At 59.2% G+C, this 24,572-nt stretch carries 25 protein-coding genes; 6 read left to right on the top strand and 19 right to left on the bottom strand.

Annotated features, from left to right (window positions below; translation table 11 throughout):
* Window positions 1–253: 253 nt before the first annotated feature.
* A complete protein-coding gene (locus BM374_RS29810; protein ID WP_177248622.1) occupies window positions 254–1,492 on the bottom strand; it encodes a tyrosine-type recombinase/integrase in 1,239 nt (412 codons plus the stop codon).
* Window positions 1,493–2,064: 572 nt separating this feature from the next.
* Window positions 2,065–3,357: a T6SS phospholipase effector Tle1-like catalytic domain-containing protein gene (locus BM374_RS29800; protein ID WP_244552739.1), complete on the bottom strand. Its 1,293-nt coding sequence runs from the start codon at window positions 3,355–3,357 to the stop codon at window positions 2,065–2,067.
* A gap of 659 nt (window positions 3,358–4,016) precedes the next feature.
* Between BM374_RS29800 and BM374_RS29795 the strand changes: the two genes are divergently transcribed.
* On the top strand, window positions 4,017–4,208 hold the full coding sequence (locus BM374_RS29795; RefSeq protein ID WP_092300863.1) for a hypothetical protein: 192 nt from the start codon (window positions 4,017–4,019) through the stop codon (window positions 4,206–4,208).
* Window positions 4,181–4,378 carry a hypothetical protein gene (locus BM374_RS38090; protein ID WP_143270274.1) on the top strand — a complete coding sequence of 66 codons (198 nt, stop codon included), beginning with the start codon at window positions 4,181–4,183 and terminating at the stop codon, window positions 4,376–4,378. Before BM374_RS29795 ends, BM374_RS38090 begins: the two co-directional genes overlap by 28 nt.
* Window positions 4,379–4,591: 213 nt before the next feature.
* Here the strand turns inward: BM374_RS38090 and BM374_RS29790 are convergent, their stop codons facing one another.
* The 4 genes from BM374_RS29790 to BM374_RS29770 all read right to left on the bottom strand — a co-directional run bounded on the left by BM374_RS29790 (window position 4,592) and on the right by BM374_RS29770 (window position 8,880).
* Entirely contained in the window at window positions 4,592–5,932 is a 1,341-nt protein-coding gene (locus tag BM374_RS29790; RefSeq protein ID WP_244552738.1) for an alpha/beta hydrolase, read from the bottom strand.
* Between the two features lie 10 nt (window positions 5,933–5,942).
* Window positions 5,943–7,007, bottom strand: a complete 1,065-nt coding sequence (locus BM374_RS39565; protein ID WP_244552737.1) for a S1 family peptidase — start codon at window positions 7,005–7,007, stop codon at window positions 5,943–5,945.
* A 110-nt stretch (window positions 7,008–7,117) separates the two neighbouring features.
* Complete coding sequence (locus tag BM374_RS38085; protein ID WP_244552736.1) at window positions 7,118–7,693, bottom strand: M57 family metalloprotease; 576 nt, start codon at window positions 7,691–7,693, stop codon at window positions 7,118–7,120.
* A gap of 104 nt (window positions 7,694–7,797) precedes the next feature.
* A complete protein-coding gene (locus tag BM374_RS29770) occupies window positions 7,798–8,880 on the bottom strand; it encodes a hypothetical protein (protein WP_143270272.1) in 1,083 nt (360 codons plus the stop codon).
* 262 nt (window positions 8,881–9,142) lie between these two features.
* Here BM374_RS29770 and BM374_RS29765 point away from each other — a divergent pair, with 262 nt between their 5' ends.
* From BM374_RS29765 to BM374_RS29755, 3 genes are all read left to right on the top strand, one after another.
* Window positions 9,143–10,492 (top strand): carbon-nitrogen hydrolase family protein, encoded by a 1,350-nt coding sequence (locus tag BM374_RS29765; protein ID WP_092300851.1) that lies wholly within the window; start codon window positions 9,143–9,145, stop codon window positions 10,490–10,492.
* 68 nt (window positions 10,493–10,560) lie between these two features.
* Window positions 10,561–11,520: a winged helix DNA-binding protein gene (locus BM374_RS29760; protein ID WP_092300848.1), complete on the top strand. Its 960-nt coding sequence runs from the start codon at window positions 10,561–10,563 to the stop codon at window positions 11,518–11,520.
* Window positions 11,510–11,953: a hypothetical protein gene (locus tag BM374_RS29755; protein WP_092300845.1), complete on the top strand. Its 444-nt coding sequence runs from the start codon at window positions 11,510–11,512 to the stop codon at window positions 11,951–11,953. The genes BM374_RS29760 and BM374_RS29755 overlap by 11 nt, the downstream gene beginning before the upstream one ends.
* 652 nt (window positions 11,954–12,605) lie before the next feature.
* On the opposite strand, the gene BM374_RS29750 is transcribed toward BM374_RS29755, so the two are convergent.
* A complete protein-coding gene (locus BM374_RS29750; RefSeq protein WP_177248620.1) occupies window positions 12,606–13,835 on the bottom strand; it encodes a methyl-accepting chemotaxis protein in 1,230 nt (409 codons plus the stop codon).
* A gap of 410 nt (window positions 13,836–14,245) precedes the next feature.
* On the opposite strand from BM374_RS29750, the gene BM374_RS40315 reads away from it, so the two are divergent.
* Window positions 14,246–14,452 (top strand): pentapeptide repeat-containing protein, encoded by a 207-nt coding sequence (locus BM374_RS40315; protein WP_143270282.1) that lies wholly within the window; start codon window positions 14,246–14,248, stop codon window positions 14,450–14,452.
* A 432-nt stretch (window positions 14,453–14,884) separates the two neighbouring features.
* Here BM374_RS40315 and BM374_RS29740 read toward each other — a convergent pair whose 3' ends face one another.
* The 12 genes from BM374_RS29740 to nac form a co-directional block, all read right to left on the bottom strand.
* Window positions 14,885–15,730: an ABC transporter substrate-binding protein gene (locus BM374_RS29740; RefSeq protein ID WP_177248619.1), complete on the bottom strand. Its 846-nt coding sequence runs from the start codon at window positions 15,728–15,730 to the stop codon at window positions 14,885–14,887.
* A 40-nt stretch (window positions 15,731–15,770) separates the two neighbouring features.
* On the bottom strand, window positions 15,771–16,547 hold the full coding sequence (locus BM374_RS29735) for an amino acid ABC transporter ATP-binding protein (RefSeq protein ID WP_502689468.1): 777 nt from the start codon (window positions 16,545–16,547) through the stop codon (window positions 15,771–15,773).
* The gene (locus BM374_RS29730) at window positions 16,544–17,293 is read right to left on the bottom strand and encodes an amino acid ABC transporter permease (RefSeq protein WP_092301145.1); all 750 of its coding nucleotides are present in this window, start codon (window positions 17,291–17,293) and stop codon (window positions 16,544–16,546) included. The genes BM374_RS29735 and BM374_RS29730 overlap by 4 nt, the downstream gene beginning before the upstream one ends.
* Window positions 17,294–17,300: 7 nt before the next feature.
* A complete protein-coding gene (locus BM374_RS29725; protein WP_092300836.1) occupies window positions 17,301–18,002 on the bottom strand; it encodes an amino acid ABC transporter permease in 702 nt (233 codons plus the stop codon).
* 10 nt (window positions 18,003–18,012) lie between these two features.
* A complete protein-coding gene (locus tag BM374_RS29720) occupies window positions 18,013–18,783 on the bottom strand; it encodes an SDR family oxidoreductase (RefSeq protein ID WP_092300832.1) in 771 nt (256 codons plus the stop codon).
* 83 nt (window positions 18,784–18,866) lie between these two features.
* Complete coding sequence (locus tag BM374_RS29715) at window positions 18,867–19,661, bottom strand: LamB/YcsF family protein (RefSeq protein WP_092300829.1); 795 nt, start codon at window positions 19,659–19,661, stop codon at window positions 18,867–18,869.
* Entirely contained in the window at window positions 19,658–20,077 is a 420-nt protein-coding gene (locus BM374_RS29710; RefSeq protein ID WP_092300827.1) for a biotin/lipoyl-containing protein, read from the bottom strand. The genes BM374_RS29715 and BM374_RS29710 overlap by 4 nt, the downstream gene beginning before the upstream one ends.
* Window positions 20,074–21,060: a 5-oxoprolinase subunit C family protein gene (locus BM374_RS29705; RefSeq protein WP_092300824.1), complete on the bottom strand. Its 987-nt coding sequence runs from the start codon at window positions 21,058–21,060 to the stop codon at window positions 20,074–20,076. The genes BM374_RS29710 and BM374_RS29705 overlap by 4 nt, the downstream gene beginning before the upstream one ends.
* Window positions 21,057–21,716 (bottom strand): 5-oxoprolinase subunit PxpB, encoded by a 660-nt coding sequence (pxpB, locus tag BM374_RS29700; protein ID WP_092300821.1) that lies wholly within the window; start codon window positions 21,714–21,716, stop codon window positions 21,057–21,059. The genes BM374_RS29705 and pxpB overlap by 4 nt, the downstream gene beginning before the upstream one ends.
* The gene (gene accC, locus BM374_RS29695; RefSeq protein ID WP_092300818.1) at window positions 21,713–23,065 is read right to left on the bottom strand and encodes an acetyl-CoA carboxylase biotin carboxylase subunit; all 1,353 of its coding nucleotides are present in this window, start codon (window positions 23,063–23,065) and stop codon (window positions 21,713–21,715) included. The genes pxpB and accC overlap by 4 nt, the downstream gene beginning before the upstream one ends.
* Window positions 23,066–23,069: 4 nt before the next feature.
* Window positions 23,070–23,510: an acetyl-CoA carboxylase biotin carboxyl carrier protein gene (locus BM374_RS29690; RefSeq protein WP_092300815.1), complete on the bottom strand. Its 441-nt coding sequence runs from the start codon at window positions 23,508–23,510 to the stop codon at window positions 23,070–23,072.
* Between the two features lie 112 nt (window positions 23,511–23,622).
* Complete coding sequence (gene nac, locus BM374_RS29685; RefSeq protein WP_092300812.1) at window positions 23,623–24,561, bottom strand: nitrogen assimilation transcriptional regulator NAC; 939 nt, start codon at window positions 24,559–24,561, stop codon at window positions 23,623–23,625.
* Window positions 24,562–24,572 lie beyond the last annotated feature (11 nt).

Raw genomic sequence — 24,572 nt, 5'->3', positions numbered from 1 at the left:
ATAATCAGCTTCCGTGGCCGCGCCAAGATCACGGTCGTCTCGACCCCGACATGCTCTATGTGGCCGGCCTTTGCTGGTGAGCGCCGTCACAAACCGCATCAGTTTCGAGCAGAAATAACCTGATCAAAGCGCAACGAACGCGAACGAAATAAATGGGAAACAGAGTAAATCATTGACCCGCACGTTATCTCGTCGCTCCGGTCTGGTTTCAGGTTTGAGTCCTGCCCGGCCCACCAAATAAGTCGGTAACTTATCAGTCGCGATTTCGCCGCATCGGAATCACCGCACCAGATACGTGCGCTTTTCTTTCCCCAGCGGAATCGCGACTGGCGATTTTTTCCACGGCATCGGACAAATAGTCGGGATGATGATGGCCGTAAGTATTGAGCAGCACTTCAAGCGACATTCCGAGATAGCCCGCTGCCTGCCACGGATCCGCCCCTCGCTGCATAAGCCAAGTCGCGGCGGTATGTCGCAAAGTGTGAGGGGAGATTCCCGGGCCGAGCCCTGCGAGCCTGACAGCACTCTTGAATGCCGTCTTGACTGAGGTCACAGCCTTCCCGTTGTACTCCACGAAATGCTTCGCCTCTGGATTAGCTCGGTGCCAGCGCCGCAGGTGGGCGAGCAACCGCAAGGGGATCGGCACGGTCGGTTGGCGTTTGTTGGTTTTCGCGCTGCCCTGCTTCAGGCGGTAGTAGCGGCCGCGCTCTAGGTCGACATAGGAGCGACCTATCGCCGGAATGGGAGATGCTGCTGCAATAGCTCCCGCACGGGTTCCGCTATAGATGCCCAACAGAATGAACCGAGCAAGATGGCGAAGGGGACGCTTGCTGGTGGGGACCTTCACGTCGTCCATCGGACGGCGCGATTTTTTTTGCATCTCGCGATAGCGCCAACAGACCCAAACCAGTTTGGCGGCATCGCTGCGGGTCAGCCACCTGTCTCGCGGTTCGCCCTTATCCGGCAGGGACACCTTCACAATTTCCCGATGAAATCCTTCGGCCGCATGGTGACCAATGGCCGCGCGGAGGTCCTCAAGGTCTCGGCGTGCGCCCCCCCTCTTGGCGCGATTCTTGGCGTACGACCGACAGGCCTCCCCATTTACCTCGCCCAGCATTTTTGCTCCCCACCAGTCGTTCAACCGCTCGATCCGCTTTTTGCACTTGCGGATATCGGGAATGGCATCTTCCCTCTCACTACCGACATTGAAACGGGCGCGAAGCTTGTCCAATTGTGCATCCAAATAGGTGGAGAGGACGTCCGCGACGGCGATATCGTCGATATGGCGAATTCGTCGCGTGGGGGTGTGTTTGGACGTTATGTAATCCCTTAACTTTTCCTCCGCGGCCGCAATCTCATCTGCAGCGCAGCCTGTGCCGACATCCCGGCCGTTGTCTCTGATGATCCAGGTCGCTTGGTGGGTGATCTTTCCGCTCTTGTTTCGGCGAGCGGCCTTAAGCTGAAGTCTGACGCCCTTGCTTCTTCGCGGCATAGCTCTCGCATCCGTTCGATATGAGCCAGCGTTGTAAATTCCTTGCCGGCAATCTTCTCAACAACCAATCGGTTACGATCACGCTCACGACGCAAGCCCGCGACCGTCATTCCTCCCAAAGGAAACGCGATCTTCGCGGCATCAGCAAGGCGAAGAGGAGTGTTGGGTGTAATTTCAGGTTGCGTACGATTTGACATCGACACTTGTCGGATGTTGTGGGGGCTTGCACGAGCAGTCCCACTACCATCGCAAACGCCAACCTTAGCATAAAGGCGCTAGGCTCCTTAGTCGCACAATTGAGTGCGCCCTCGCGCCAATCGCGTAGGTTAGCGTAGCGAGCAAGGGGGCCGAGACGTGGATCGGCTCTAAGTGATGTGCGAACTTTCTGCGAGAGAGTGCGCGCAGGGATCCAGGGACGGCGACATAGTGGCCGGCCAGATGCAGCAGGGTTGACCAGCAAATTTGCTCGCCACCTGATATCGCTGGATCCGCCGTTACCTGCCGTGTTCCACTATATCCTCCACCCCTCACGGGCTCAGCATCAACAGGCGTGACTGCGGCGATCCATAAGCTCAATCCGGAGCGCTGACAGCCGGGTCGTCTGCGCGAACAGAGTTTGTCAGGTTGGCAGGGTCCACGCGTTTCCGATCGGCCCATTCAACGAGATTCCTGGGACGATACGACGTATCCGCCCGCCAGCGGTCGAATACAGACTTGTCAATCGTCTCGTTTACATTCACATGGGTCCCGTCATCGCGGACATCTGGCTCTTGGCCGATCGTCCGATAGAACGGCTTGGTGCCCCTAGAGTATAGGCCGTAGGCAAACTCTTTGTAGGAATCTGCAAGCGGCGCCGCCAGTCCGTCACCATCCAGATCCACATCGCTGCGGAATGCGAGTCCTTGCGACTGGGCCTTCTTCATGATCCAGCGCAACGGCACCTGAGGCAATAGGTCGGTCGCGTATCCACCTCCTACGTTGGCGTGCGCGCCGACGAACCAGCGTTGCTCGACGCTGGAGATGGCCCTGGGAGCTGCTATGACTGCTTTGGGATCCTTCGGATGGTGGACGTCCCAGAGCGTCGGCGCGAAATCGCCCCGATGTTCATCGATGGCCAGGGCATGATATCCGTTGAGGATATGAATTCGAAGGCCTGTTTCGAGGAAATCGAAGGTCGACCTGCTAATCCCCTCGATGCTAAATGCTTTGAGACCAAGCGAGCCGACGGTGTCCCAGACACCCACCATCTTCACGTCAGCCCGTTGCGAGTACTTCAGCAACCACCGCTCTTCGGTCGTAATATTCTGAAGGTTTCCGGAGCTCTGTAGCTCAGCCAGACGCCAGATCGTCTCCTCGTTCCCTCGCTTATAACGGTCATACAACTGAGTGATGCCAATTGGCGAGCCCGGCTTTAAAACTCCGAGCTTTGCGATCAGCCCCGCCAGACTTCGGGCGGTGTAAGCTCCGCGACTGAAGCCAAAGATGAATATCTCATCTCCGTCACTGTAGTTCTCAACGAGCCACTCGTACGCAAGCCGGATGTTCTCATCAAGGCCTTTACCAAAGACGCCGCCAAGGAAGCCATTCACGCCGACTTCATAATAGATCAGTTGCGGCATTCCGGTAGCGTCTTTGGGAGCGCACAAGGCTCTCATGCGCCAGACGTTGGTATTGCTATTCACCGCGTTCCAGGTGCCGTCGAGAAAAATCGCGAGCCTCTTTTTCTGATTAGAGGGTCCGGAGAACGCCTCTTGGTTTCCGCCGGTGGTCTGTGGCTGACCGACGATCACGACGACAGCGACGATCATGCCAATGAGGACCCCGTAGCCGAGCACCCTCTCTAAAATTTTCAACACCCGCTTCATGCGTCCCCCGCCGCGCAATCTCGCGCGATATCAGTATACTCTCAGTGGCTGATTGATTATGACTCACAATCCAAGACTGCGCCCCGCGGACTGGTTCTTCGGCGCCAAGGTCCCAAAAGTCCGCTCACGGCTCGCCCAGCAATCCCCACGATGAGACGATGCTCAGAAGCGCTGGACGAAGGTCAACTCTCCCAGATCTTGCTCAAGCATAGCTTTTTGCGAAAGCGAGATCAGCTATACTGCAACTCTGGCCGACGATAATCTCACTTAAGTCGACGCATAGAATTAGAGCGGCGACTCTCAAACGTAGTCTCATAGTAGAAACGGACGCACAATTCCTGCCGTTTGGGGCAATTTACGCATTCTTCCAGCACATCGAGAGCGGCGAACGATGACGAACTTAATCGAACCGAAAGAGGAGTAGACAGGCCACCATGTTGACGTTCTCTCGCCACCCGGTCTCACCAGCAAAAGCACCGTCGGGTTACCGTCCGTGTTTGATCCGGTGGTGTCCCTTTGTTCTAGAGGCCCAAGGTTCATTTCTGAACCAAAGCGCACCGTGTTAGTTATTGGAACATCACCGGCCGAGGCTCTGCTCGTAGGCGTCGCTGGCTGAGAGACGGATAGCGCCTACGTTTGCAAAGCAAAGGAGTGCAGTCATGGCCATTGCGCGTGTGCAGGATTTGGCTTCGGAGATCACTGAGCACAACACCCGGATGTGCGAAGTGCTGGCGCGAGCCGCCGATGTCCTCAAGCTGCCCCGGCCTGACACCTTCCTTGGCCGCAGGACGAAAGAGCCATTCCCCGCAGAGGAACAGCCGATTTGGGTACCGCCGCTGACATCATTTTAGTGAGGCATACCAACGCCCCGCGCGCGACCGTCATCGTGATCGACTTGGTCAACGATGAAAAAGCCCGCGCCGTGGCCCTCGAGATCGCGGCGCGCACTGGTCGTTCCGTGACGGTGTACGACGACCAAGGCGACACCTTGTTCGAGATCGCGGCCCCATTGAGGAATTAAGACCGGTAGTTTTCCAGCCACTGGTGAGATCTGTCCCCGCGTTGCAATGATCATCATCGGAATCGTGCCGTGCTGCTATCGTAGGTGTGCGAACATTGCGTCGCGATCTGCATCTCGATAGTTATTAAAGGCCCGCAGTAATGATCGCGCCTCCTGGCGAGGGAAAGGTCGCATCCGAAACATGGCTTCTCCGCACAAGATCCTGCTGGAATCTTAATATGGGTACATCCAATAAGTGGTGTTGGCCTCGTCCGGCATCGAGCGCAAAGTTGGCGTCCGCTGCGGCGGCTTAAGATGCGCTGAAGACGAGATAATCCGGCCAATGTCATCGAGAACCGCGCGGCTGGTAGAGTACGTACTATGGTTGAGAGCAAACATCTCGCTTCCCACGGCGGAAACATCGATTGTTTCGATACCAGGCACGAGAGTTGGACCGCTCTTGGTCACAAATCCCATCCGCGATTTGGATTGCGCTTTCTTCATGGAAGCGAGCAATGCGAGATCCGTCGAGGACGCATACAGCGTCACCGCGCCCGCGGCTGCCTTGATCTGGCTCGCTCGCTGCAGATAAACGTCGCGATCCACGTCGGGCGCCGCAAAAATCAACTCGGTAATCCCGAGCGAAGTGTGGCCTAGCGCAGCTTGCTGCAACGCGCCTAAGACGACTTCGCTGCCCAGGCTATGCGCGATCACGATGATCCTAGAGACCTTCTCCTCCTTCTTGATGAGTTGGAGAAGGTCGAACAGTCCATCCGGGGCGTACAGCGCGCTCTCACGGTCATAGTCATAGTCCGGTAATCCGCCCTTAGAGGGCCAGGAATACATCATGACGCGACCTTTGTAGTTCGCGTCAAAAGCGATTTGAGCAGCCTTGAAGGCAGCATCTCGAAACGCAACATGGTAGCCATGCACAAAGAGCATCAGGCTATCGGCCGGATTAGCTATAGCGGCGGCAAACTCTTCCCGTGAAAGCCGACTGAGCTTCTGAATTCGGAAGTGTTTCCCATCCTGCTCCGCCTCGGTTCCCCACCAGCTCGTTCCCGGAACTTCCACTTCGCCCATCTTGTGGACGACCGGAATGCTGACCGTCACACAGCCAAAGGTATTGGTAGCGGCCCGACCGTAGGAGATCTGGCCTAATTCCAGACCGGGTCCGCCGGTCACCTCTCGGTCCGTGGCAAAGTAGACTGGTACCACGCCTTTGATCGCGGGCTTGTTGACCACCACCTCCGCTCCCGTGGTGCTTTTGCCGGGAGGTGCCTCCTCGCTTGCCTCACCGGTTGTCCGCCGCCATGATCGGTCGGCATGGTAGTGGCGGATATTGTGGTAGTATCCAGGGCCGTAGCGGTAGCCGTATCTCTTCAACGTGCTCCCATGTTTCTGGGGAGTCTTGTGGACGTGCGAATTGAGCGGCTGTGAGACCGGAGCCTGGTGGGCGCAACCGGTCGCGAGCGCGCAGAATAAAACAATGAGCACTGTCCGCAGGTGCCAGTAACTCTGTCCGATCCCTTGCAGACGGCTCGAGGCCGGAATCTGCGATGCAAGCATGACCATCTATCGACACCTACTTCGCGAGCACCTGAGACACATTGACCGTAGCCCCCAACCATCCGCGGTACCTGTCCACAGCAGGTCCGCTGGTGAGCTTGTAGGTGAATCGCGCCTGCGCTCCGCCGTCGTTAATCGCGCAAGCGATATTGCTGGCTCCATTTGCGGTCTCGACATGCCAGCTGCATCCTGTGACGCGATAGCCGGGCTCAGCAGGGAACGTCTCGGTATAGTCCGCCGAGTGCTCGGCAAACACGACCGGGTGATCGTCCTTGGTCTTGTCGACCGTATACGAGCGATCGATCTGCTTCGGCTCGACAAGCTGCGATACTGGCACGTTTACGATGAGGCGGCGGTCTTCGGGCGTGAGAGTGTGGATTGCTCCGGCTAGAATCTCGGGGATCTTCACACCAGCATTGGCCTGGGTCTGCACATGTGTTGAGTTTAGCTTGCTCCAGTTCTCAAACGAGATCGTTGTGTCGACCCATTTCGTCCAGCAAACGGACGGCTGGGGAATGGCCGCGATCATGTCGTAGAGTGGGCTTGCGGTGATCACGGTCGCGGGGATGATGAAGTTGACCCCCGAAACCTGTGCCTCATTCCACTTGACGATACCGCCGACCGCGATCCCAAGCAGTGCTCCGAACTCATTGAAAGCCGGCCCGCCGCTGTTGCCGACATTCATGACCGTATCGGTCTGCCAGCGGCCATTGGGGCTCGTTTGGTTGCTGATCAAGCCGCTCGAGATGCTGAGATCCAGATCAAGGGGATAGCCGAGCAGATACAGCTGGGTGCCCATCGGGGCTTGCTGATTGTTGTCGATCACGGGCATCGGACATCGCGAGGCTCCGCCGCTGCTTGCCGCGGGTTGCGCCAATTCGAGGAGTGCCAGGTCTCGCGCATCGTCTCGATGCACGGCCGTGACCTTGATTGGATTGGCATTGCGAGATCCGAACCGTGCATCGATCTCGAGCGTCTTGTAGTTTTCCTCGCGGCCGATGACATGGCTGTTGGTCAGCACGAGACTATCGCCGATCAGTAGCCCGGAGCCGCCACCGACTTCCTGCTTGCCGTTGAACATCACGCCAACGAACTGGACGTGAACCGTCCTGACGTTGTAGCGCGCGGCAATCTGGACCGCAGCACGGTCAGCTCGCGCCGGCGCGGACGTCAATGTCAGGACGCCAAATGTCAGGACGGATAGAAAGTCCTGACAGCGGCGATATCGAGTGGGCTTAATTGTCCGTTTCCATTCCATGCTGAATTACAATAGTTCATTATTGAATCGGGGTCGTATTTGGTGACTTTGTAATCGCCGACCGAGCCAGACGCCTTTTCGTTGCGGCACTGCTCTGGAGCATCATCACGATTCTGCTCATGCGTGAAGCCAAGCGCATGTCCGAATTCATGGACCGCGACCGCGCGAATGCAAAATTCGCGTTTGTCTTGGCAGCCTTTGCTCCAATGATTGAAACTGAAATTGAGAGTCATGCCCGATGGTTTGCCGTCCAGGTATTTGCCGACGACATCCGTGTGAGCACCCTCGTCAGCGATCCGCACATGAACGCCAGGCGCGCCGCCGGTACAGGCGGGCCAGGTCTTTGCAAACCGGACGCCCCCTTGCGCCGCCGTCTCCCAAGTCTCAGCAACCGCTTTGCGGACGAGGTCGGCATATTTGCTGTCCTTCGCTTTGAGGTTTTCCCAACAGACTGGAATTTCCTTGATGTCCCATTTCGAGCCGCGGATGACCGTGCCAAACAGCTCCATTTCGGACACGCCCGAAGGAAGCGCAGGCTGAGCATTCGCGCTCCAAGGCAGTGAGAGCGCGAGTAGCAATACGAGTCTGGGCAACCAGAGACGAAACATGCTTTCTACTGCGTCGGAGTTGGGCTCGGCGGGAAGACCGGCACCGGCGCCACAATGAAACCATTGGTCCGAGGTCCGCCCCCACTTCGGCGCCCCCCGGATCCCGCCCCTCCCGGAAATTCCTGCGATTTCTCCCCGCTTGGCAAGGGCGCGGTATAAATGGGGTTGTCTTTTGATCCGAGCGGCGGCGTTTTTGCCGCGTAGCCTGCCGAACCGGATTTGGCTCCGTTGGCGAGGACCGCATTCGGACCATTTATGTAAATCCCGAGATTGCTGAACTGCTGCGCGGAGGCGGAAGCCTGGACTGCAGCGGGCGTCCAACGCACCGAAGTGAGGGAGTACTTTGCCTCGATGCCGCCGGTCACCTGAACCGAAAAAGTGTATGTCATTTGCGCCGGCTCCGCGCTCTCCGAGGGCATCGCCGGCGTCAGGTTGTTGGCGGAGATCAGAACAGCGTTGTCACGTAACCATGCTGCAAACGGCTTCGAAGCATCGACAATGATGCGCTTGTAAGCGACCCGCTCCGGAAATTTGTCCTCAGCGAGGGCCTCGAGCTCGGCCAGATCGGTGGGCGTTCCACGATAGCAACCACGTTCATAGGTCGCCGAACCGACCGAGGCAGGAGTGGTATCGGACGCAAGCTGGGCATTCTGCTTCATGAGGAATGACCAGATCAGGTCATAAGTGTCCTGGCCCGAAGCGGTGGGACCGACATGAGTGACGTCATTGCTTGTCGCGTTGAGAATTCGCTTGTAGTCGAATGCTGTACCGGAGCCGAGTCCGCCCGTATCGGTCACCTTCAATTCAAGGAAAAAGGTGCCATACAGAAAGGGATCGATGTCGAAATGAGCGTACCTGTCGAACGCTTCTTCAGGCCGCGTTTTGTAAATCTTAAGGTATTCCTTCCGCCTCTCGCGCTCGATCTGGTAGAAGGTTACGACCTCGCACCTGATTGACTTCAGAAAATGCGGCAGCTCACCGGCCGTGATCACGCCGGTCTGCGGATCATGAATGTAGTACAGACTGGTGCACCCACTCATGACAAGGCAAATGCCCGCGCATGCCGCGGCCCGGCTAAATTTCCACATAATCGCCCCCGTCCACGTCGCTGACCGCGCGCGGATCTCCCGCCCAGATTGAAAAACAGTCGCAGCGGTTCGTCAATAGTGTCGTGACTACATTGCAGCTTTTCATTGTCCCTAGTCCTGTTCGCGCAGATTTTCCGCGCCTCGCGGGGACGTCATCGAAAGCGGGCTGAAGCACCAGACAATTCGAGAAGAAGTGTGAGCAACGCGTCGAGCCGATTGCAAACTTGTCAGCGCGCGCCTATCGAAGAGACATATTGCTTACGTGATTTGGACGAAGATTTTGCCTGCGCCCGCCGACCACCGAACCGAGAGAGAGGCGTTTGCTGTCTGGAAAAAGGCAGCTCAAGAGCTGGCACGCGGGCACGAGGAGATTGCGAATGCAAATCGGGACGAGCTCAGAAAAGCTCTGGTTGGTCTTGACGCGCTGTTTCGCCGTGCGCCCGGAAGCGTCCACAAGGCCTACCGCAACCTGACCGAGAAGCGGATCGAGCAGGCGCGAGAAACTTTCACCGACTCGATAGGAGACGGTCATCTTTCGTGGTCGCTATCCGATGAAACGCCCGAATTGGCTGCGCTAACGATGGCTGGCCTCATACGGGAAATCGACCGCGTGCTTGCTGAACGGCGCTCTCACTGGCCGATCGGGCCAAGTGAGTGGCACCTCGAGCAGCTCGGATGCTGGTTCATTCCGCGGCAAGGCGTCAGTGCCTTGCGCCCGGCCCGACGGGGGCAAGCCTATTCGAAGCGTGGCATGCTCTTTCACCGGATATTGCCTGCACTGATACAGGGCTACCCCGTCCACGTGGTCGATAGCCGAACGCTGCATAGTGCATCCAAGGATGCAAGCAAGTGGAAGATGGGAGCTTGCCTGTTCAAGGCGCTGAAGCTTAATCCCGAGTTCATTTTGGTTGACGACGATAAGCGCTTTACGGTCGCCAGCCTAGAGGCGCATTCTGCAACAGAGGCAATTGCGGTGCAGATCGGCGAGGCGCTGCGAGAAAATTGCATCGCGGTTGTCTGGCCCGAGCTCACCGTTCCCCCGGATTTGCGGGAGAGGATTATCAAACTTGTCCGCGAGCGTGACATCACTGATGAGCTCGAAGCGCCCGAAATTCTGATTCCGGGAACCTGGCACGAGGCAGGCGATCATGGGACCGTAAACCGAGCCCGTATCTATGACGGATATGGAGAGGAGCGCCTGATCTACGACAAGATCGCTCCTTACGCGGACGATGATTGGGGCACGGAAAACATCGCTGCAGGCGATCGCATATGTGTCCTTGCCACCGAAGGTGCCTTGATTGGCGTCGCCATTTGCCTTGATTTCTGCGACGTGTGCGAGACGCCGTTCAGCGAGCTCGATGTCGACGTGATGCTTGTGCCCTCGATGGGGAACGACCGCACCATGCAAGGCCACCAGACCACAGCAGCCCAAGTCGAGGTGCGGTTCGGTACGCGAAGTTTCGTGGTGCAACATCCCACCCACACGGCTTTCAAGGATGAAAGACTAGGTACAATCCTACCTCCAATGAAGGAACCGAACTCGGTTTCAGCACGGGAACTCGGTCAAAAAACCATCTGGAGCACCTACAAATGGGCTCTTGACATCTAGATTCCGGGACCAAAATCAGAGTAAAGCGTTGTAAAACGTCCTTAACGGTTGTGATGTAGGTCTAGCCCATGTCTGACATAGGATTGGAAAAGATAGAGACGGGCGAAGCGACGGCGACGGAGGCCAGGCGCCTCATTTCGGAATTGCTCAAAGAGGGATCCGAAAGAAGTCTGGAGCGACTCTACGCCACGCTCGGCGCCTGGATTTGGAATGCGCTCGAGAGCCGCCGGCGGGATCCTGAGCTGCGAGAATGGTTTGACATCCTGCGACGGACGAGCGCAACGCTCGGGCCGAGGAATGCCGCCTACGCGGAGCGGTTCCGAGCATTCTACGATCTTCTGCAAATGTCGATCAACACCTCCAAGCTCGCCCGTCCAAGCGAGGTCATGCATCGTCAGCACGTGGTGGCAATCCTTCGGCTGCTCCGCGACGCGCCGTCGCGCCAGATGGAGAAGGCCGCGATCGCCCAGAAGCTAGAACTCAGAGATGCCAATCTGAGCCGTATTCTTCGATTGATGACGAATGCGCGATTTGTGGAACGAACAGCGCAGGGGAAATTTGCTCATTTCGCTTTGACACGCGAGGGCTTGCTTGAGCTTGAAAATCGCGAAAAGCGTGAAGGCAAGAAGCGTAGGCAGTTGCCCGCAATCCTAGAAGACAAATATCTTTTAGCTGAGGCTGCTCACCCCCATCATCTAGCCGCGGATGCGGTTCTTCGCTCCTTTGACCTGGCGATACAGAGCTCTGTGCTCGCACCGAATACGGCTGGGCTGTTCAATGCCGACGCCCTTCGCATCCGTCGCGCCATGGAAGATCTGCTTCATTTTCATGGACCAGCACCTGCAGCGCCCGGATACATGAAGGCCAGGACAAAGAACTCATACCAAGGGCTTTCGGTCACCATCATCCAGACAAAAAAGGCCGAAGCTCACGGCTCCTATGCCATTGAGGCGGCAAACAGTCCCAAACCCGCCTCATTCGCTGTAGGGGCGCTCCATCTGCACGAAGAGGGTGAACATGCCGAATGAGGATCTTAATGCTTTGAAGCCGGATGAGGCGCAAAGCGATCCCGGCTCTGTTGTTCTGTACGGAAGCGCCTTGGTCGGTCGACTGACATACATCTCTACAACCTTCAGCTCGCTGATCATGAGTGTGGGCAAAGCTGCTCGCGACGATCGCGACGTCCTGGTCCCGCTGGTGGAGGTAAAGTTCGAGGGTCCAATCGGCCAAGACGATGCCCTATCGAAGACCTTCTTTTCAGAACTGGTGCCCCTTGAAAACGTAGCCTTCGTTCTTGAGGACATGTCGAACGATCTCACGACCATTTGCGGTCACCTAAGTGCGGTGAGCGCTGGACCGGTGAAGCCCGATTTCAAGCGGCTAGAAGAAACGAAAAGGCTTCTGAACGAAGCAAAAGACAACATCGCAAAATGCCTGGCAGACTTGGAAGCGATCGGCTGAAGCCTCGTAGGGACTGCGGTTTTGCAAAGGTTACTCGCTTACGGCGAGAAAATGGACGAGGGTCCTTCTTCTCCGGCTAACCGTCCGCCGGCTTTGGGATGCTGAGATACCGTTCTCGGCTGGATGTGAAACATCGTCTGATTCATCCTTACAGCACAATCACAACCTCTCCGCCCCGCCAATCCCATACGCTATAAGGACAAGCGCCGAAAGTCGTCGCAATGTCGTGATCTGGTTCTTTGGGGCGAATCCCGCCACACTGCTCACGGTTCGGCACGAACCAGACGGCTCCTTATTTCCCTCCGACCGCCTGACGAGATGACATCGACGATCGTCCAGAAGATGTCCTTTAATTGACCAGTCGCCTTGCCACAGCGCCTGATGAACGGAAGCTTGATATCTCGGCGTCGGAGTACCCGGCAGCGCTCAATACCTCATCGGTGTGCTGGCCCATGCTGGGCGGCTGGCGCTCGAGGCCCAAACGTTCCCGCGAGTCGCCTTTCTGCGCCGAATGTCAGAAGTCTGAACTCGCCTACGAACCGCCGCGTGTTGAGCTCCGAGGCCCATCGTTCAGGCGCCCGGTCGAGCAACTTTGACTGCAGACGTTCATCGCGCATTGGTCCTGACGTACGCTTGGAGCGACGGCGCCGCACTACGCTCTTATCTTGATCAAGAAGTCGCTGACCTGCCCCTCCAATGAAGCGATATTTTGGCTCAAATGCCCCATCTTCCCAACGGCTTGATCCGCCGATGAGCCAGAGGCGCGCGAGGCGTCATTCAACTCGTCAATATCTCTGGAAGCTTCGCGCATATCAACACTGATGCTGGTGATGCTTCTTGAGATGTCGTTCGTCACGATCGATTGCTCTTCTATCGCCGCCGAGATGCTGCTCGAAATTTCTTGCACCTTGTCGATGATGTCGGCGATGTCACCCATCGCAGCAGTCGCCTGTTCCGTCCTTTGTTGGATGGCAAGAATCTGGGCATCAACCTCGCTCGTCGCTTTGGCTGCCTGTGCAGCAAGATTCTTCACTTCTCCTGCCACTACTGCAAAGCCTCGCCCCGCTTCTCCAGCCCGTGCTGCCTCGATGGTCGCGTTGAGCGCCAGCAAATTGGTTTGCGAGGCTATACCCTCGATCATCTGCACGACACTGCTGATCTTTGTCACCGAGGTAACGAGTTCACATAATGTTGCCTCAGCGTGCGCGGTTTTGCCACGTGCGGTTTGCGAAATGCTCGCTGCGCTCGAAACCTGTCGGCTGATCTCAGAAATCGAGGCCGAAAATTCTTGAGCGGCTGACGAAACTGCCGTCGAGTTTTCCTCGGTCTTTTTGACGATTGCCATCATAGCTTCAGTGCGGAGACAGACATCTCCGGTCGAAGCTGTCATCTGCGAGGCGACCGCTTGCATGTCTTGCATCGAACTCGCCACAACGTCGACGACCCGCGACACATCACTGTCAAACCTCTTCGCAAGACTCAGCTTTTCTTCCCGCATGCGGACCAGATCGGTTATGTCCTGCCAAACGCAGACGACGATCGGACGGCCTTCGAACACCGAAACGACAAGACTTATACGGACTGGAATGGAAGTCTGATCTTTGCGCCGAAGCCACCATTCGATTGCAACGTGACCTGACCTCATCACCGCCTCATTGGTCGCTTCGAACATCTGCGCAACAGTCTTGCCATTCGGTTGAGGATCCAAAGAAATAGAGGCGATACTCAATCCTTTCAGGTCCTCTCCGCTGGAAAACCCGAGCATGTGAGCTGCGGCGTCGTTACCGAGCACGCAGCGGTCGGCGTCATAAACTGTGATCCCGTCTTTGATCAATTCAAAAGCTTTGATTGCCATCGCTTCGTTCAGGGTCATCGCGGCCATATCCCGCCTCCCTGACGTCACGAAGGATAAGGCCAACATCAGTCCCCCCAGAAGGATTCCAGCCCAAAAATGAAGCGATAGTGCATCTGCATTCGCAGCAAGCGCTGCCGCAGGGACAGACAGTGCAAGAGCGAGACTTGAAATCCGATTGTGCCACATGATGCGAACCGTCGATTAAAACCAACAAGTAATCGTATCGACTCTCAATTAAGATTTTCCTTGCGAAACAATATGCCGCCGGTGCTTTACGCATCTATACCGGCGTATAGTTGGGTATATGTGGGTATATACACGTCCTTGGGAGGACAGTTCGATCACGAACGCCCGTACCACGATGTGCGTGCGATTTTGGCTAGCCGCAAGAAACGCTCTGCTCTCATCGCAACTTTGAAGCGGAGCCGAGGGATCAGATCCGGCTGCATGAAGGTTTACCCCTCCAATTTCCTGCCCCATCATCAGAGCACATTAGCCAATGCGACTTCAGCCGCTCGGATTTCGAGGCGGCCATCTTTGAGTCCTGCGCATTTTTCAATTGCGATTTCACAGTCGCGGACTTCCGCTCCGCCGATGCCGTCAATTCAACGTTCGAGGGATGCTCGTTCCAACTGGATCAGTGAGAGCCAGCAGGCATGACAGTTGTATTTTTCGCCTGTGCACCTTTGAACTGCAGACCTTCGAGGAAAACGAGCTCGTAGGGACGGGCCTGATCGACTGCAGTTTTCACCGCGCCACTCTTCTGCATTGCCGTTTCGAAAAGGCCCGCTTCGAGCGAACAGATCTTTCCGACTGCACCTCGCAGTATCACATATTTCTAGACTGCGGCTTTGAGAAATGTGGCTTCAAGGCCGAGTCTGTAGGGCTAACTTTTGGCCTGTCACTGGACAACCTCAGCGACTTGACGCTGGTTTGGCGTGGCACCGCTGTGGAGCACTCCAGTGGCCTTATCCTGGTAAGAACCTTCTTGAAAGACCGATTGTCGCGGAGCATAAGTCCTGGTTCTTAGCCGCGCGCGATCGTAGTCATCAACGCGAATGGCAGTAATTCTCAATTCACGGGAGCGGTGTGAACTTCAGGTGGCTGAGCGGCGCCACCTTGTCAGTACGTGCCATCTTGAACTCAGTGTTGGGACCGAGCCACTTGTCCCAGATCTGGTTGATCTCACCGGCCTTGTCCATTGCCAGCAGGGTCTCGTTGACCTTTGCAAGCAGTGCCGGCTCGTCCTTCTTCATGCCGATGCCGATCGGCTGCAGCACCATTGGCTCCTCGATCATCTTCAGCGGCTGCCCTGCCTGCTTGGACTGGCTAACGAGCTTGGTAATCGTCATGGTATTCGCCACCATTCCGACCGCCTTGTTCTGTTGAACTGCCATGAAGGCCGAGCCGGTATCGACGAAAGTCAGCGGGTCGGATTCGTTCAACTTGATCGCAAGTTCCGACGTGGATCCTTTGGTGGATGCGAGCCGCTTCCCCTTGAAGTCGGCTTTGGCGGTCCCAGGGTCGCTCGCCTTCACTGCCAGCATTTCCTTGGCGATGTAATAGGGATCGGAAAACTGGATCTGCTCGGCGCGCCCCAGCGTGTAAGCGAGGTTCGCCACAGTGATATCGACATGACCGAGTTTGACCTCGGGCACGCGCGCCTCGACCGAGAGCGGCGTGACCTTTGCGACAACGCCCCAGTGTTGGGCGATCGCCTTGCAGAGGTCGACGTCAAAGCCGACCATCTCACGTGTCTTGGCATCCGGCGCCGCAAACGGCGGCACGTCCGCGAAAGTTCCGCAGCGCAGCTCTTTACGCTGGATGATGTCCGAGAGCTGGTCAGCGCACGCCGCCGACGCCATTCCGACAAAGGCTGCCATCGCGGCAACCAGGCCGATTGAACGGTTCGTGAAAGACATTCGTGTTCTCCTCCAGATTGGTCACGTCAAGCCAGCGCGGTCACCTAGTGTGCAGGTCCGACAGGAAGCGTTGCGCACGCGGATGTTGCGGTGAGCGGAAGAAGTCGACCGGAGTTCCCGTCTCGAGCACCCTTCCGGCGTCCATGAACCAGACACGATCGGCGACATCACGCGCGAAGTTCATTTCATGGGTCACGCACATCATGGTCATTCCATCACGCGCAAGGCTACGCATGACTGACAGCACCTCGCCCACCATCTCCGGATCGAGCGCACTGGTCGGTTCGTCGAACAGCATCGCGGGCGGCTCCATGGCGAGCGCGCGGGCGATCGCCACACGCTGCTGCTGTCCGCCGGAGAGCTGGCCCGGGTAGTTCTGCGCCTTGGCCGCGAGTCCGACGCGATCCAGCAGACGAAGGGCCGCTTCGCGCGCTTCGCTGCGCTTGACGCCGTTCACCTTCATCGGCGAAAGCATGACGTTATCGAGCGCACTCAAATGTGGAAACAAGTTGAAGCTCTGGAAAACGAATCCGATCCGGGTCCGCAAGTGATTCAGCGCCGCGCCGCCCAACTTGCCATGAACGTCCCGGCCCTCAAACAGAACAGAGCCGGACTGGATTTCCTCGAGCCTGTTGACGGTACGGATGAGCGTCGACTTGCCCGAGCCGGATGGCCCGCAGACCACCACCACCTCGCCCTTCTTCACCTCGGCGTTGACATCGGTCAGCGCGGCGAGCGCACCAAAGAATTTGTGCACGGCGACGAATCGAATCATCGGATCGGCATCCCGGGATGGAGCTTGATGCGACATGGTCATCCCCCTGATGCGCTTGCGGGTATGGCAGTCAGTGCAGACACAGCCAGATCTCTTGTTCGGCGCATGGTAATCCGCCGCTCGACCATGTTGATGGCCTGCGTCAAGGTCCAGCACACGACGAAGTAGCTGATGGCAAGGATGAAATAGACTTCAAACGGCTTGGTCAGCAGCCGGTTGTTGATCTGGCCGGCCGCAAAGGTGAGCTCCGGGACGTTGATGATGTAGCCGAGCGTCGTCTCCTTGATGGTCGAGACGAACTGGCTGAGGATGCTCGGGATCATGTTGAACAGTGCCTGCGGCAGAATCACGTAGCGCATCGCGCCGAGACGGCTGTGCCCGAGCGCACGGGCCGCGTCCATCTGACCTGTCGGCAATGCCTGAATTCCGGCTCGCACGATCTCGCTCAAGAATGCGGCTTCGTAGCCGACTAGCGTGACCAGCATGGTCGCGAACGCCGGCACGCTCCGGCCGATCAAAAGCGGCAGCACGAAATAGACCCACAGAATGATCAGCAGCAGCGGCACACCGCGAGTGACGTAGACCATGGCCATGACCGGCCAGCGCAGCGCCCGCCACGGCGACAGGCTCGCCAGCGCCATCACGACGCTCAGCGGAAAAGCCAAAGCAATGCCGAGCACGGAGAGAATGAGGGTGGCCGCGATACCGCCAAGCGGGCCGTTCGGATACTGGCCGACGAGCAGCAACAGCCAGTTGTCCCTGACGATCTCGATCATGCTCGGGAGCACCGACATGTCAGACCACTCCGGCCATTCGGCTGCGCTGCTCGAGATTGTGACCAAGCCACATCAGCAATAGCGAGCAGACGAGATAGACGATCGTGGCAATCAGGTAGGTCTCGAACGGACGAAAGCTCTGGTTCTCGAACTCCTTGACCGCGTGGGTCAGCTCGGCGACGCCGATCGCCATCGCAAGGCTGGAGTTCTTGAACAGCGAGACGGTATGGTTCACCAGCGCCGGCATCGCGTTGCGAATGGCCTGTGGCAGCAGGATGTAAGCCATAGCCCCGACATAGCTATGCCCCAGGGCACGGGCGGCTTCCCACTGCCCCCTCGGCACGGCACGCAGACCGGAGCGTTGATCCTCGCTGAAATACGCGGCCTGGCACAACCCCAGAGCAACGACCGCGAACACAGCTTCGCCGCTGTGATCGCCGAGCCACATCTGAAGGGAGTCCGGCAGTAGGCTCGAAATGCCGAAATACCAGAGCATGAGCTGGACGAGCGTCGGTACATTGCGGTGATAGGAGACGTAGATCGCGACAAAACCGCTCGCGATCCGGCTCGGCAGCATCCGAACCGCAAGGAGGATTATTCCAAGACTCATCGCCAGCAGCCATGAGCCGATGAAGATGATGAACGTCATCTTCACCCCATGGACCAGCATCCGGCTGAACTCCGGATTGAGCAGGACGGCCATGAGGTCGAAACCCTTCATCGCGCGGCCCTCACCTAGTCGGGAGAACGGGTTTTGGAGAGCCCTCCGGGCGAGTGGTCGACAAGCCTCCCGGCACTTGCAGGGTCGGTGTGATCTCGATGTAGCCGACATTCACCGCTACGGGGGCGGCGATCGCAAACGCGATCGCGTCGGCAATGTCCTTTGCCTCGGGCAGTTCAAAGCCTTCAATGAAGTTCGCGCGCGTTTCGGCGCTGTCGCCGTGGACATGGGCGAAGATGTCGGTCGCAACCCGGCCGGGGCAGATTTCGGTGACACGCACGCGCTTGCCGAAGCAATCGACCCTGAGCTGACCGGTCAGCATGCTGACGGCCGCCTTGGTCGCGTGATAGCTCGAATTGCCCGCAAAGTTGTAAGCGCCGGCAATCGACGTGATGTTCACCACGTGGCCGCGATCGCGCTCCGCCATGCCCGGCACGAGCAGACGGCAGAGATGTAGGATCGCACGCAGATTGACGTCGACCAGAAGATCGATGTCCTCCGGATCCGCTTGGAGAAACTTCTTCGGCCGGTCGACGCCCGCGCAGTTGACGAGCACGTCGACCTCGATACCCTGAGCAAGCTTCGTGATATCAGCAATATCTCTGACGTCGATCGCGTGGGGAATGCAGCCGGTGCGATCTGCCAAAGCGCTCAGCGCGTCCGCGCTCCGTGCGAGCGCATGGACCTTCAGGCCCTCACGCGCCAGGCGCTCGACCACGGCCAAGCCAATGCCAGACGAGGCACCGGTAACGAGAGCGGTCCTGTAGTCGGAGAATGGCATCGGGCTCCTCACCTTTTCAACACGCTAAACGATCGCGCAACTTTCCCGCCAAGAGGGATTAAATGTGGCGGGATAAGGTCCCCTTATGATCCATTGGCCGCTCCCCCGGAGCCCGGCACAAGCCTGGAAACCGGCACGATCGCGCCACCTGCCGCCTCGATCGAGGCCCGGATCCGCCGGGCGAGTTCTACGGCGCCGGGGGTATCCCCATGCAGCAGGATCGATTTGACCGGCATCGCCAGCGCCTTTCCGCTGGCGGCAATGACCACGCCGTCACGCAGCAGGCGCGCGACCCGCCCGGCGACCGCCCCGGCGTCGTGAATGACCGCACCGGGCTTTGCCCGAGACACCAGCAGGCCCTCGTCGTCATAGGCTCGGTCCGCCAGGAACGTCGTGGCGACCCTGATGCCGCACTGCGCCGCCGCATCCTCGATGGCGCGGCTGCTCGATGACACGATCAGGAGATTGGGATCGAACGCGGCGACCGCGCGAACCAATGGGCGGGCAAGATCGGCATCGGCAGCTGCCATGTTGCCCAGCGCCCCATGAAAGCTCATATGCGTGACGCGATGCCCGACGGCTCGCGCGATGCCGTCGAGCGCGCCGAGCTGGTAGGTGACCATGGCAGCGAGCTCGGTGGGGTCGATCTGCATCACGCGCCGGCCAAATCCCTGACGGTCCGGAAATCCGACATGGGCCCCAAGATCGACGCCGCGCGTCCTGGCGCGCTCCGCCGTCCGCTGCATGATCAGGGGATCACCGGCATGAAAACCGCACGCGACGTTGGCCGAAGACACGAGGTCGAGCAGCGCCTCGTCATTGCCCATCGGCCACGGACCAAAACCCTCGCCCATATCGGCGTTGAGATCGATCTTCATGCTGTCTCACCTTCAAGCGGGTCCAGGACGAACAGCGACGCGCCGTAGCCGACGATGGTGCCGTGCGCGACCAAAACATCAGTCACCGTTCCTGCCCGGGGCGCGGGCACGGCCAAAACCAGAGGCCCGATTTGCAGGAAGCCGAGAGGGTCGTCGGCCCTGACATTGGCGTCGATCAAAACGATTGCCCGCTCGTGAAGCGGGTGGCGATCGAGAAAGATGCCCGGTGATGGAGCACGGACGGTCATTGACGGAGCGTCGGCAGACACGGATTCCTTGCCTTCGACGACGTGCACCGATGCGCCATCGTTCACCAGGCGTAGCGTGGCGCTCGGACCGCGCAGCTCGAGCAGCGCGAGACCGGCATCCTTGAGCCAGACGCTTAGCTGGTCGACGTGATCAAGAGGACTGCTCATCGGCCTCCCCCTTCGCCGCAGTGAAGCTCGACGAGACGACGCGCGTTTGCAAGCCAGCGGCGGATATCCGCCCAAGCGCCCAGCGCTTCATCCCAGCTACAGCGGATAAAGCGGACGTTGCTCCCGATCGGAGCCTGGCCGAGACGCCAGAGGTCTGCCTCGATCACCGTGCCGATCTTGGGATAGCCGCCGGAGGGCTGCGCATCGCGCATCTGGATAATGGGCTGGCCGCCATGGGGCACCTGAATGACGCCTGGCACAATGCCATGGGAGCGCAATTCCAGCGGGCGCAGCGGGTTAAGCTCAGGCCCGGCAAGCCTGTAGCCATAGCGGTCGCTCTGCGGGGTGATTTTCCAGGCGGTCGACCACAATGCATCGTGCGATGACTTGGTGAAGCAGTCGTACTCGGCGGCCGGTAACACGCGAACGCCGGGCGTGCCGTCGGCCTCAAGCGGGAGCGCCAGCCCAGGCGGGACCAGGCCGAAGCCGGGCACGGCCCGGCCACTGGAAGACACAGTCGGCAGTCCGTCGCCATCGCGGAGCGGCCGCCCCTCGTGGCCCCCAAACGAGCCTCGCAACTGAGTGCTGCGCGAGCCGAGCACGGCCGGCACGTCGATACCATCCGCGACGCACAGATAGGCGCGGCTCGCGCGCCAAGTGGTCTGGTTGGGAAGCGAAAGCGTCAGCACCTGGCCCGCTTCGGCGCGATGCGCCCACCACGGCAACACCGGCGCCTCATCAAGTCGTCCTGCACAATCGGCGCCGGTGACGGCAAAAACGGTCGAGCGCTCGAAACGAACCTTGAACGGAAGAATAGGGACCTCAATGGCTGCGGCGTTCTCCTCGTTGCGCAGCAGGATATTGCCTCCGGCAAGCGCGAGCGGATCCATGGCGCCTGATACGCCGACACCAAGATTGAGCCCACCGGTGCGGCCAAGATCCTGGACCGTTGCAAGCGCGCCTGCTGACAAGACCTTGATCATCGCAGCACCCGAACGACCTTGAAGCGAATGCTGTCACCTGGCTGAAGTAGTGCGGGCGGGCTGCGCTTCACATCGAAGAATGTGACCTGTGTGCTGCCGATCGTGTTCCATCCGCTGGGTCCATCGGAGGCGGACACGCCGGTCTGGCTACCGCCGATGGACACGGCTCCGCCCGGTATCCTCAGCACCGGCACCTTGCGGCGCGGTGTCGCGATACGCTCGTCCATGCCGCCGAGGTAGCAGTAACCGGGATGACTTCCGAGCGCGAACACGGTGTAGGTTGGCGCGCTGTGGCGTTCGACGATCTCATCGACGCTCATGCCGGTGTGTTCGACGACATCGGCCATGTGCGGCCCCGCTTCGCCGCCATAGGCGACCGGAACATCGATGCAGCGCCCGGCGATCGGAAGCGGATCGGTGTCGTTCCAGAGCTCGATCAGCCTTTGCTCGATCTCTTGCGGTCGTCGCGGCGGCTCGCCAAAGACCAGCATCAGGTTGTTCATGCCTGGCACAGCCTCGCGCACACCGGAAAATACGGCAACCTCGTGCGCCATGGCCCAGATCCGCCGCTGCGTTCCGAGCGTAGTCTCGCCGGGCGCCTCGAACAGCATCGCCGACGTCCCAAGCAGGCTTGTGCGGGGCCGATCCGTCGTCATGGCTGCCCACTCCGGCGAAGCTTCATCTCGAGATGGTGGATGCTGACGCCGCCGCGAATAAAATCGGGGTCGGCAACGAGGCGGCGATGCAGTGGCAGGTTTGTTGCAATCCCCTCGATGCGCGCCTCGTCGAGCGCCACCCGCAAACGGGCCAACGCCTCATCGCGTGTCGCGCCATGGACGATAAGCTTGCCGAGCAGCGAGTCGTAGTACGACGATACGCGGTAACCGGCACTCGCATGACTGTCGATGCGCACGCCAGGTCCGCCCGGCATCTGCCAGATATCAATCACGCCAGGCGACGGCACGAAGCTGTCCGGGTCTTCGGCATTGATGCGGCACTCGAAGGCATGACCGCGGCAGGCGATGTCGTCCTGTCTGAACGGCAGCCGTTCGCCCTGCGCCACACGGATCTGAGCCTCGACCAGATCGATTGCAGCGGTCACTTCAGTGACGGGGTGTTCGACCTGGAGGCGCGTGTTCATCTCGATGAAGTAGAACGCGTTATCTTCGACCAGGAATTCGAAAGTGCCGACGCCGCGATAGCCGATCTGCCGGCAAGCCTCCGCGCAGCGCTCGCCGATTTCACGGACCAGCGCACCTTCGATCTGCGGGGCCGGCGCTTCCTCGATTACCTTCTGATGTCGTCGTTGGAGTGAGCAGTCGCGGCTACCAAGCCAAACCGCGTCACCGTGGGTATCGGCGATCACCTGGATCTCAACGTGCCGCGGCCGGCCGAGAAATTTCTCGACATAGACGGCGCTGTTGCCAAACGCCCGCCGCGCTTCTTCTCGGGTAAGGAGTAGCGCGTCGCGCAAGCCGCTCTCGCTCTCGACCATCCGCATGCCGCGACCGCCGCCGCCGCCAGCCGCCTTCAGGATCACGGGATAGCCAATCTCGCCTGCCGCCGCGCGCACGACGTCAACATCGTCACTTAGGGCCTCATCGGGACCAGGGACACACGGAACGCCCGCCGCTCTCATGGCGCGCTTGGCCGCGATCTTATCGCCCATGATGCGCATGCTCGCGGCAGTCGGGCCGATGAATGTCAGGCCCGCGGCCTCGACTTGCTCGACAAACCCGGCATTTTCGGACAAAAATCCGTAGCCAGGGTGGATCGCCTCGGCTCCGCTGACCTCGGCCGCAAATAGAATTGCTTTCTGGTTCAAGTAGCTCTGCGCTGCCGCGGCGGGGCCGATGCACAGAGCGAGGTCAGCCTGACCCACATACGGCACCTCTCGGTCAACCTCGGAATGGACCACGATCGTTCGCAATCCGAGACGCCGGCAGGTCCGTTGGATGCGTAAGGCAATCTCTCCCCGGTTGGCTATGAGAACCGACCCAAACATGCGGTCACGCGAACCGTATCAGTTCTTGGCCAGCCTCGACTTCCTGACCCGAGGCAACCAGGATCGCCGACACCGTACCATCCCGTTGGGCGAGAACCCCGTGAAACATCTTCATCGCCTCGATCACACAGACTGTCGTTCCCGACGTCACAGCCTGTCCTACCGAAACGAAGGCGGGCGCATCCGGCGCCGGTTGCAGATGCACAATTCCGAACAAGGGCGCTGCGACATGCGCCTCTCGCTTGGGCGCGACACCGGGTTCGGCGCGAATTGGCCGCTGCCCGGCGTGTGTGGATGGGACCGTCTTAACCGGTACCCGAACCATATCGCCAGCCTGCGCCCGTCGGACCAGTCTGAGCGACCAACCGTCTTCGCTGAACTCCACCTCGTTCAGATCAGACGCAGCCATCGCATCGATCATGGTCTTGATCCGGTCCAAATCCATGTTCCGCCACCCATAGGGGATCGTGGCGCTGCATGCGCCACGCCGGCCTCGACGCTAGCGCTATCGATTCCTGCCGACCAAGACGGATTGGCTTTGCCCCTATAAGAGAGCGCTATGACGCCTTCTGAGGCCGCTCTTCATGCGCAAGGAGGTTTCCCGGCAGACCGGCCACAAGCTCTAGCAGGATTTCCTTGATCGCTTGGGCCGGTTCGGAGAGTGGCAAATGATCGGACTGGCACAGCGCCAGCGGCGCCTCGATCACCGGTTCGATGATGCAGGATTGCCAGGCATCGCAGGAGGATGCGACCTGCCGGGCCATCGATTCAGGCAGGATGGTGGCGCCAAGCCCGTCGGAGATCACGGCGGTTAGGGTGCTGGCGGATTCGATTTCCGCGACGACCTTTGGCACCTTGCCGATGGCCGCGAAAGCGTCGTTCACCATCTTGCGGACGACATTGTAGGGACGCGCGAGGTAAAGGTCGGTATCGACCAGCATCGCGAGCGGCACTTCGGCCGGCGGCGCAACCATGCTGCCGCGGCCAACGAGGTAAAGCGGCTCCCGCAGCAGCGGCTGGAATGAGAGGCCGTGGACGGCGGTCTTGCCGCCGTAGAGAACCGCCAGATCCATTCGACCGTTCATCACGAGCTCGGACAGCGTGGTGCCGTAGGTCTCATTCAAATAGAGCAAAATGCCGGGGTGCCGCGCCCGCACCGTGCGCAGCAGCGGCAGAGCCAATCCTGCCGCTGCAGTGCCTGGCGCGAGCCCCACCGCCACGGCGCCGGAGATGTTCTTTGCAGCCGCGTTCATGTCGGCGCGTGCCTGGTCGCATTGCCGCAAGATGAGCTGAGCGTGGCGATACAGCACCTTGCCGGCCTCGGTCGGCACGACGCCACTCTTGGTGCGCACGAGAAGCTGCTGACGCACCTCGCCTTCGAGGGTCGCGAGCTGTTGACTGAGCGCCGGCTGCGCCACATGCAGCACATCGGCGGCTTGCGTCAGGCTGCCGACGTCGACGATCTTCACGAAGTACTGCAGTCGCCTGAGATTCACGTTCTCTCCTC

The sequence above is a fragment of the Bradyrhizobium sp. Ghvi genome (genome assembly GCF_900115265.1).
Lineage (GTDB): Bacteria > Pseudomonadota > Alphaproteobacteria > Rhizobiales > Xanthobacteraceae > Bradyrhizobium.
This window is presented reverse-complemented; position numbering and strand designations above follow the sequence as displayed.

What these genes read in the sequence shown, in the direction of transcription:
- BM374_RS29690 (WP_092300815.1), bottom strand. Translation starts at nt 23,510, where the DNA reads ATGGATTTGGACCGGATCAAGACCATGATCGATGCGATGGCTGCGTCT.
- BM374_RS29800 (WP_244552739.1), bottom strand. Translation starts at nt 3,357, where the DNA reads ATGAAGCGGGTGTTGAAAATTTTAGAGAGGGTGCTCGGCTACGGGGTC.
- BM374_RS29770 (WP_143270272.1), bottom strand. Translation starts at nt 8,880, where the DNA reads ATGTGGAAATTTAGCCGGGCCGCGGCATGCGCGGGCATTTGCCTTGTC.
- accC (WP_092300818.1), bottom strand. Translation starts at nt 23,065, where the DNA reads ATGTTTGGGTCGGTTCTCATAGCCAACCGGGGAGAGATTGCCTTACGC.
- BM374_RS29715 (WP_092300829.1), bottom strand. Translation starts at nt 19,661, where the DNA reads ATGAAGATCGATCTCAACGCCGATATGGGCGAGGGTTTTGGTCCGTGG.
- BM374_RS29735 (WP_502689468.1), bottom strand. Translation starts at nt 16,547, where the DNA reads ATGACCATGTCGCATCAAGCTCCATCCCGGGATGCCGATCCGATGATT.
- BM374_RS29755 (WP_092300845.1), top strand. Translation starts at nt 11,510, where the DNA reads ATGCCGAATGAGGATCTTAATGCTTTGAAGCCGGATGAGGCGCAAAGC.
- BM374_RS29795 (WP_092300863.1), top strand. Translation starts at nt 4,017, where the DNA reads ATGGCCATTGCGCGTGTGCAGGATTTGGCTTCGGAGATCACTGAGCAC.
- BM374_RS29750 (WP_177248620.1), bottom strand. Translation starts at nt 13,835, where the DNA reads ATGGCCGCGATGACCCTGAACGAAGCGATGGCAATCAAAGCTTTTGAA.
- pxpB (WP_092300821.1), bottom strand. Translation starts at nt 21,716, where the DNA reads ATGACGACGGATCGGCCCCGCACAAGCCTGCTTGGGACGTCGGCGATG.
- BM374_RS29810 (WP_177248622.1), bottom strand. Translation starts at nt 1,492, where the DNA reads ATGCCGCGAAGAAGCAAGGGCGTCAGACTTCAGCTTAAGGCCGCTCGC.
- BM374_RS29740 (WP_177248619.1), bottom strand. Translation starts at nt 15,730, where the DNA reads ATGTCTTTCACGAACCGTTCAATCGGCCTGGTTGCCGCGATGGCAGCC.
- BM374_RS29790 (WP_244552738.1), bottom strand. Translation starts at nt 5,932, where the DNA reads ATGGTCATGCTTGCATCGCAGATTCCGGCCTCGAGCCGTCTGCAAGGG.
- BM374_RS29705 (WP_092300824.1), bottom strand. Translation starts at nt 21,060, where the DNA reads ATGATCAAGGTCTTGTCAGCAGGCGCGCTTGCAACGGTCCAGGATCTT.
- BM374_RS29725 (WP_092300836.1), bottom strand. Translation starts at nt 18,002, where the DNA reads ATGAAGGGTTTCGACCTCATGGCCGTCCTGCTCAATCCGGAGTTCAGC.
- BM374_RS29760 (WP_092300848.1), top strand. Translation starts at nt 10,561, where the DNA reads ATGTCTGACATAGGATTGGAAAAGATAGAGACGGGCGAAGCGACGGCG.
- BM374_RS29720 (WP_092300832.1), bottom strand. Translation starts at nt 18,783, where the DNA reads ATGCCATTCTCCGACTACAGGACCGCTCTCGTTACCGGTGCCTCGTCT.
- BM374_RS29710 (WP_092300827.1), bottom strand. Translation starts at nt 20,077, where the DNA reads ATGAGCAGTCCTCTTGATCACGTCGACCAGCTAAGCGTCTGGCTCAAG.
- BM374_RS39565 (WP_244552737.1), bottom strand. Translation starts at nt 7,007, where the DNA reads ATGTTCAACGGCAAGCAGGAAGTCGGTGGCGGCTCCGGGCTACTGATC.
- BM374_RS38085 (WP_244552736.1), bottom strand. Translation starts at nt 7,693, where the DNA reads ATGGAGCTGTTTGGCACGGTCATCCGCGGCTCGAAATGGGACATCAAG.